General features: G+C 47.1%; 5 protein-coding genes and 2 pseudogenes. 3 read left to right on the forward strand and 4 right to left on the reverse strand.

Going from position 1 to position 6,000, the window contains the following annotated elements:
• Positions 1 to 537 precede the first annotated feature (537 nt).
• Positions 538 to 2,100, reverse strand: coding sequence for a class I SAM-dependent methyltransferase (locus tag ACLQ6D_RS17900; protein ID WP_411728678.1), 1,563 nt, complete (start codon positions 2,098 to 2,100; stop codon positions 538 to 540).
• A 94-nt stretch (positions 2,101 to 2,194) separates the two neighbouring features.
• Positions 2,195 to 3,274 carry a GNAT family N-acetyltransferase gene (locus ACLQ6D_RS17905; protein WP_411728679.1) on the reverse strand — a complete coding sequence of 360 codons (1,080 nt, stop codon included), beginning with the start codon at positions 3,272 to 3,274 and terminating at the stop codon, positions 2,195 to 2,197.
• A 492-nt stretch (positions 3,275 to 3,766) separates the two neighbouring features.
• Here ACLQ6D_RS17905 and ACLQ6D_RS17910 point away from each other — a divergent pair, with 492 nt between their 5' ends.
• The 3 genes and pseudogenes from ACLQ6D_RS17910 (at position 3,767) to tnpA (ending at position 4,949) form a co-directional block, all read left to right on the forward strand.
• Positions 3,767 to 3,991, forward strand: coding sequence for a hypothetical protein (locus ACLQ6D_RS17910; RefSeq protein WP_411728680.1), 225 nt, complete (start codon positions 3,767 to 3,769; stop codon positions 3,989 to 3,991).
• A 60-nt stretch (positions 3,992 to 4,051) separates the two neighbouring features.
• Complete coding sequence (locus tag ACLQ6D_RS17915) at positions 4,052 to 4,420, forward strand: transposase (RefSeq protein ID WP_411728681.1); 369 nt, start codon at positions 4,052 to 4,054, stop codon at positions 4,418 to 4,420.
• 101 nt (positions 4,421 to 4,521) lie between these two features.
• Positions 4,522 to 4,949: pseudogene (gene tnpA / locus ACLQ6D_RS17920) on the forward strand (IS200/IS605 family transposase).
• 120 nt (positions 4,950 to 5,069) lie between these two features.
• Here the strand turns inward: tnpA and ACLQ6D_RS17925 are convergent.
• Positions 5,070 to 5,363, reverse strand: a complete 294-nt coding sequence (locus tag ACLQ6D_RS17925) for an IS30 family transposase (RefSeq protein WP_411728682.1) — start codon at positions 5,361 to 5,363, stop codon at positions 5,070 to 5,072.
• Positions 5,338 to 5,856 (reverse strand): annotated as a pseudogene (locus ACLQ6D_RS17930) (IS30 family transposase); the annotation flags it as partial. The pseudogene ACLQ6D_RS17930 and the gene ACLQ6D_RS17925, both read right to left, overlap by 26 nt.
• Between the last annotated feature and the right edge of the window lie 144 nt (positions 5,857 to 6,000).

Genomic DNA, 6,000 nt, shown 5'->3' on the forward strand with positions numbered 1-6,000 from the left:
CATCCGTTTAGGGATAATGACGGCCTGAACCGTCAATTCGATTACATCCACATGATACGGTAAAACTCTGTTGAGCAAGCGTGTATTAATTGGCACTATATACATTTTTTCCATGAAATTATTCAACACTGGTTATTGGCTAACAAGCATTGTTGGAAAATCATGTGTAGGATGGATCAACCTAAATTCGGCTGTTCAACCACGAAGAACACGAAATGCACGAAGAATTTCAAAGAGTTATCGAATGATCGCCAGTCACCTGGAGGGTGAGGGTTATTAAACGAATATTATGTTGTAACCAACTGTTTTTCCTTCGTGTTCTTCGTGGTGAAATGATCTTTCTAGGATCAAACCGTTTTTTCTGGATTTTAGTGCTTCTAATCAGGGTAATCCGCCGACGGTTTGGGATAGGCTTGTTTATAACTTGATGGAAAATAACAACAAAACAGGAATCAATTGATACCACTTTAGTCGTTCATCTTGACGTGCCTACACAAAACTTTGTGTGTAAGCTAGAATTTTTATGCACCTTTCTTTCTACTTGTTCGCGCAAATCAGCATCGATTGGCCGGCATAAATTCGGTCGGTCTTGTAGCTAATGCTACTGAAGTCTTGTAACAGAACTTTTTCCATTTCATCCAGTGTCCAACGGTGTAGTAGGGGTTGAAGTGAGAATTCATTGATTTGGCAGAGTTTTAGGAAATCAGCTTCAAGTTCGGTGTACTTGCCGTTTTTCTTGAGATCGGACCGAATCTGTTCGAGCACCTTACTGAGATCAGTACACTTCTGCGGTTCGCTGATCCTGATCTCACCACCTGGCTTGAGCACTCGCCAGGCTTCTTTCAGGCAGCACAGGGCAGCATCAATATCTAGGCTATAAAGCACATTGTTGATAATCACGTAGTCAAAAAACTCGTCGCTGAGGCCAAACAACGAAACCACGTCTTGTTTCATAGCGATGATACCGGAACCTTGCGCATCCTGCCGCAAGTAAGCCTGGCATTTGCGCCGCAAGGTATTGAGCATGAGCGGGTTATTATCGATGGCAATAATGAGTCTTTTGGGCGACTGCTGAGCCAAAAGGAACGAAACGTTTCCGGTTCCAGCGCCGATATCGAGTATGACGCTAGATTCACGGATGGGGAGCGGCCCCGGCTTATAATTACCTGCCAGTGTATGGATGAGTTCCGGATAAATCAGGGAATTATTCAATATCTTGTCATAACACAGCGCATATTCAGACCACATTAAGGTTTTTCGAAGGGCTGTGAACACGTCCGTCTGATACAGTCCTCCTTTTTCTGCCTCCATGAAAGTAGGGTTGATCGTTATCAGCCAACCGAGGCAATTGCCATCATCATCAGGGACTTGATAAGCCCGCTTGACGCCTTCGATTTTCCCGTAACGGTCGCTGGTATATTGAATTTTTTCTATATCGATGCGCGGTAGTATTTTACCTTCAGCGAAAACTTCAATACCGTGACTCAACACTTCCTCGTAATTGTCCAGAAAATAGGTCCACTCTAGTATGCTCTTGCCGTGCCTACCTTCCAAGGTTCTGTCGAAACACAAGTTAAAAGCGATATTCCAGTCGATAACACGAAAATTTCGATCCAGCATATACATCGGTGTCATCGGATCTGCACAGGGTGTAACAGTTAGTGCTAGTTTTTCATCAAGTACCTGAAAATCGGGCGCGAATTGTCCTGGTAGTTGAGTGTTGTTCTGTTCGACATAAGTTTTTGCATATTCGAATTTCTCCTGTATTACCTCTTCGGAAATATTTTTTCGCGGAGTAATTTCATTGGTTGCCGGTATCATAAAGTCTACACCGATACCACCTCTCGAAAACTCCATCTTTTTGATGCCTAAAAAAGACAGTAAAGGCAGAGCCATAAAACTTATACCCAGGACAAGTAACACTCCTAGGCTCCCGAATACCCAATTCGTTCCAAGCTCAGTGACTAAATTGTGTGTCCGGTCTTGGTTCGAAGACAGCTTAATAACAATATAGGTAAAGATCGCTACGGAACAGCTGGAAAGAATTAAACCGACAGCGAACAAAACGCGTGCGGCGAATATCTTTTGTTTGTCTTCCATCGTTGTCTCCATAGCTAATTTAGCGTACCGTTACTTCAGGGTCCGCCCCAAACAGATGAGGGCAGCGAAACTAAATAATCAATTCTGGGCATCATCAATTCATATTCTGGTGCTTGTCTTTTTTGAAATCGAGAACCATTGCGACGGCGGGGGCATTGACTCCCGCGAAATGCTCGCAGCTTAGTCCCGGCAATACACTGAAACCGCAGCGCTGGTAAAAAGGGTGCAGGTCTTCGTGGCAGGCCAGAAATAGCAAGCCAAGGCTATATCTCCGTGCCAGCGATAGCAATGAATCTACCAAAACTTCCCCAAGCCCATCGCCTCGATATTCAGGAGCCACAATGACTCTGCTGACCTCAGCGTACTTTACTTTATCCCTGACAAGACAAGCGAAATAAGATCTGAATCCAGCCAGTGATTCCAGAATATCGAAAGGATGCACCATCGTGAGGGGGTATTCATAATTAGTCGTCAGCTTGTCGTCTTTTTTGCCATCAACCAATTCGGAGATCAGCGGAAGGTGATGTGAATCATGGCCTATCGGAAAAACCAAGCGAGCGCAGCCAATCAATTCACCACGCGGGGTGAATGCTCCTATCGGATAAGCAGTGCGGTCAGAATAATTGAGCTCCAGCCCAATATCTTCGCAATCACACTCCTTTGACAAGTAGCCCATGGAGCGCCAAATTTTGTAGCGAAGCGAGAAGTATTGGATAAAATCGTCCGTGGAGGTTAGTTCACGGATAGTCACTTTATTTTTGAGCTGCATCTTTAACAAGGATTTTCGCAGCGCAGGTAAAGTGTCCTGAACGTTGATCACAGGGTTATAGTCCAAGAGAGACGCTAGAGGTTGTTCGTTAATCTCAGGATTGGCCTGCCTGCCAGTTCTTGGGGGACGGATGATGATTTCCAGGTGCTGAAGATCCTGCTTGTTGAGCGAATGAAATATTTCTGTGTCTTTGAAGCCTATGGGAATTAGAATGCTCTTGTTTGGAAACTCTCGGGCGGACTTCAAACCAGCTGACAAGTTATTCTCGTATTGGACATGTCGTATACAACTACTTGCTAGCTGATTCGAGAGATGCCACATTTTGATCTTGAGCAGGACATTCTTCATGCTATGTTCCTGGCATACCACAGTTATGTCAATTTTGTTCGATGCTGTCTCGCTCATTTAAAATGCCCTCATCTGATGATCGATGACCGTTAGGAAAGAAAATCTGACTTCATTAATGTTTGTATTCCCGCTCGTTCATTGAACCAAATAGACTAGAAAAATTAAGCGGAAAGATCCTCGAAATGTATTATGTGATCTCAACCAGCAGTTGATGTAAACTTTCAAAGCAACTACGCTTCCAACCCTTGAAACAGGCCACACTTTTAACTTTACTTTCCTAAACCTTATTGGAATCCATTGAGCCATTGATAATGTGTGATTCGGTAAGTTATTGATACCCTTCTAGGCTCACGTTTTTGTTCTGCATTTTCAATCTCACACCACTACACTATTCTTAATCGACCCCGCTAAAATAGGCAGTTGGCTTTTCAAAAGTTAACTGAGGCATTAAATCCACGTAACGCTTCACCTATAGAATATCTTTTAACATTTTTTAGTCAGTTAATTTATTCACATTAATTTTGTGAATTTTTACTTTTACGTTAACCGATGGCTAAATTATTCCATGGCCGTATGGCGGGTAACTTGTATGGTAGTGGTATTCGCCGCGAGGCTATCAGGATGAAGCACGCTTCGGACACATCAGCGAAACCCGCTATTGTTGGTGTCGCCGGCCCTTTCGCCCAACGGTCAAGGCGATGGTCACGCAACAGTATACCTACGCCTATGGCGCAGTCAGCCCGATGGAAGGGCGTTTCGATAGCCTCATGCTGATCTTGCCCCAATCTAGCGGACACTCGGCTAAGAGAGTAATCTCTAAAACCGAGGTAAACAATGAAAACCAAAAAAGAACCAAGCCCCCAAGTAGTCCGCAACAAATATAATGCACGGTTTAAAGGACAAGCATTAGGGCGTGCGGATCGGGACGGCATCCCCAAGGTGGCGCAGGATTTAGGCCTCGCCGAATCGATGTTGTATCCTTGGCGGACAAAACGTCGGCAGACGAGCCAGCCCTTTGAGGGACAAAGGCTCCAACAAGCCGAATTGGCCCGCCCCAAACGAGAAAATACCCGCCTGGAAGATTCGTACCTGACGGTCGCAGGGCAAACCTCGCCCGGCGGCGGCATCGTTCTGAGCGGGGTAAACAAGCCATCCGGTGTCCTTGTGAACATTAACTCATTGACAGGTAAGCCACTGGTTTGACCAGTGAGTCTATCAAGGCTTTGCCTTTAGATTTAGTTTTAAAAGACATGTAGATTGTCCCTCGGGCTTGGCGGCCTGAACAGAAAAGAGGAGACAATCACATGTCGTATGAAAGCGTAAGTCATTCAAAATGGGAGGGCAAATATCATGTCGTATTTGTGCCCAAATATAGAAAGAAAGTGCTGTACGGAAAGATTCGAAAGTTTTTGGGGACGGTGTTCCATGAGCTGGCAGGGCAAAGGCGAAGCAAGATATTGGAAGGTCATATGGTTCAAGATCATGTCCATATGCTGATACAAATTCCGCCCAAATATGCGGTATCGGAAGTTGTTGGCTATATCAAAGGGAAAAGCGCGATAGCGGTAGCCCGCCAATTTTCTGGGCGGAAAAGGAATATCAACGGGGAAAGTTTTGGGCCAGGGGTTATGCGGTATCTACTGTGGGTTTTGAGGAAGCGCAAATCAGGGGATACATCCGAAACCAAGAACAATTGGAGGGACAGGGGTCAGAAGATAACGGAGCGTTTTAACAGAGCCACCGAAACTTAACCATGGCAGCCCTTGGGGCTGCTAACAACCGTCAAGCCCCCCGCTTCGCGGGGGCGATATGACTTTTCAACGCAAAAATTTATATTTTATGAAGGGCGGTTTCAAGGTTGAAGTGCAAATATCACAGCATGGTGCTGCTTAAAATCAAATGCGTCTGGTGTGAACAATTCGGCAGGGCATTTGAAACCTAACGATTTGCGTGGACGGGCGTTTAGCTTCCACGCAATCACATCTAAATCTTCTTGGGTGGACACGCTTAAGCCTTCACCTTTGGGCAGACACTGCCGAAGTGACCCATTGGTGTTTTCATTGGTGCCACGCCGCCAAGGGCAATGTGGGTCGGCAACGTACACTTTAACCCCCGTCGCTTCAGTCAACTTGGCATGTGCCGCCATTTCCCTGCCTTGGCCATAGCATAGGCCATCGACAAGCGCTGCTGGGCGCCAATACGGTTAAGGACATGGCTAAAGCCTGTAATGCGGACTCCGCACGCGCATTCTCCATCTTGGCCAAGACCGTAAACAAAGTGGTCCTTTCAACAATCGTGCCTACCGTCGGGCGGTTGCCTTTCCCTTTGGTCAAGTCACCTCCCCAGTGACCAGGGATTAAGCGTCCTTCCACTTCAGGCGGCCTGTCATGGATGCCCACCCCACCAGGGACCTGGCCGCGCCTATCTTCACCACGGGACCGGGGGCGGCGTTTGGCATGGCCAAAACGTAACCGGCCAACCGCTTCCGTGCGCAGCCCGCCACGCGGCATCAAGTGAATGGCACCGTCAATGGTCTCGTGTGGGACCTGCAAGCTGGGTTGGCCTTTGTCCACCCGTTTAAGTGTGCCAGAAACCTGCCCTGGCGAGTGGCCCTGCCGCAAGTGAAGCACCACGACACGCCAAAGCGAATTCCCAACCGGCTAGCGTCTTTCAACCCTTGGCTTGGCAGGATTCTTAGCGGCACGCGCTTGCGCCAACACCGCACGATACCGACCCGCAACCGGCGGTCGCCCACGATCACGCTTCACGACAGGCCGCTCTCC

It is taken from the genome of Methyloglobulus sp. (assembly GCF_046714055.1).
GTDB lineage: Bacteria > Pseudomonadota > Gammaproteobacteria > Methylococcales > Methylomonadaceae > Methyloglobulus.

Excerpts from the sequence above, each read along its gene's own strand:
- ACLQ6D_RS17900 (WP_411728678.1), bottom strand. The coding sequence starts at position 2,100 with ATGGAAGACAAACAAAAGATATTCGCCGCACGCGTTTTGTTCGCTGTC.
- ACLQ6D_RS17905 (WP_411728679.1), bottom strand. The coding sequence starts at position 3,274 with ATGAGCGAGACAGCATCGAACAAAATTGACATAACTGTGGTATGCCAG.
- ACLQ6D_RS17910 (WP_411728680.1), top strand. The coding sequence starts at position 3,767 with ATGGCTAAATTATTCCATGGCCGTATGGCGGGTAACTTGTATGGTAGT.
- ACLQ6D_RS17915 (WP_411728681.1), top strand. The coding sequence starts at position 4,052 with ATGAAAACCAAAAAAGAACCAAGCCCCCAAGTAGTCCGCAACAAATAT.
- ACLQ6D_RS17925 (WP_411728682.1), bottom strand. The coding sequence starts at position 5,363 with ATGGCGGCACATGCCAAGTTGACTGAAGCGACGGGGGTTAAAGTGTAC.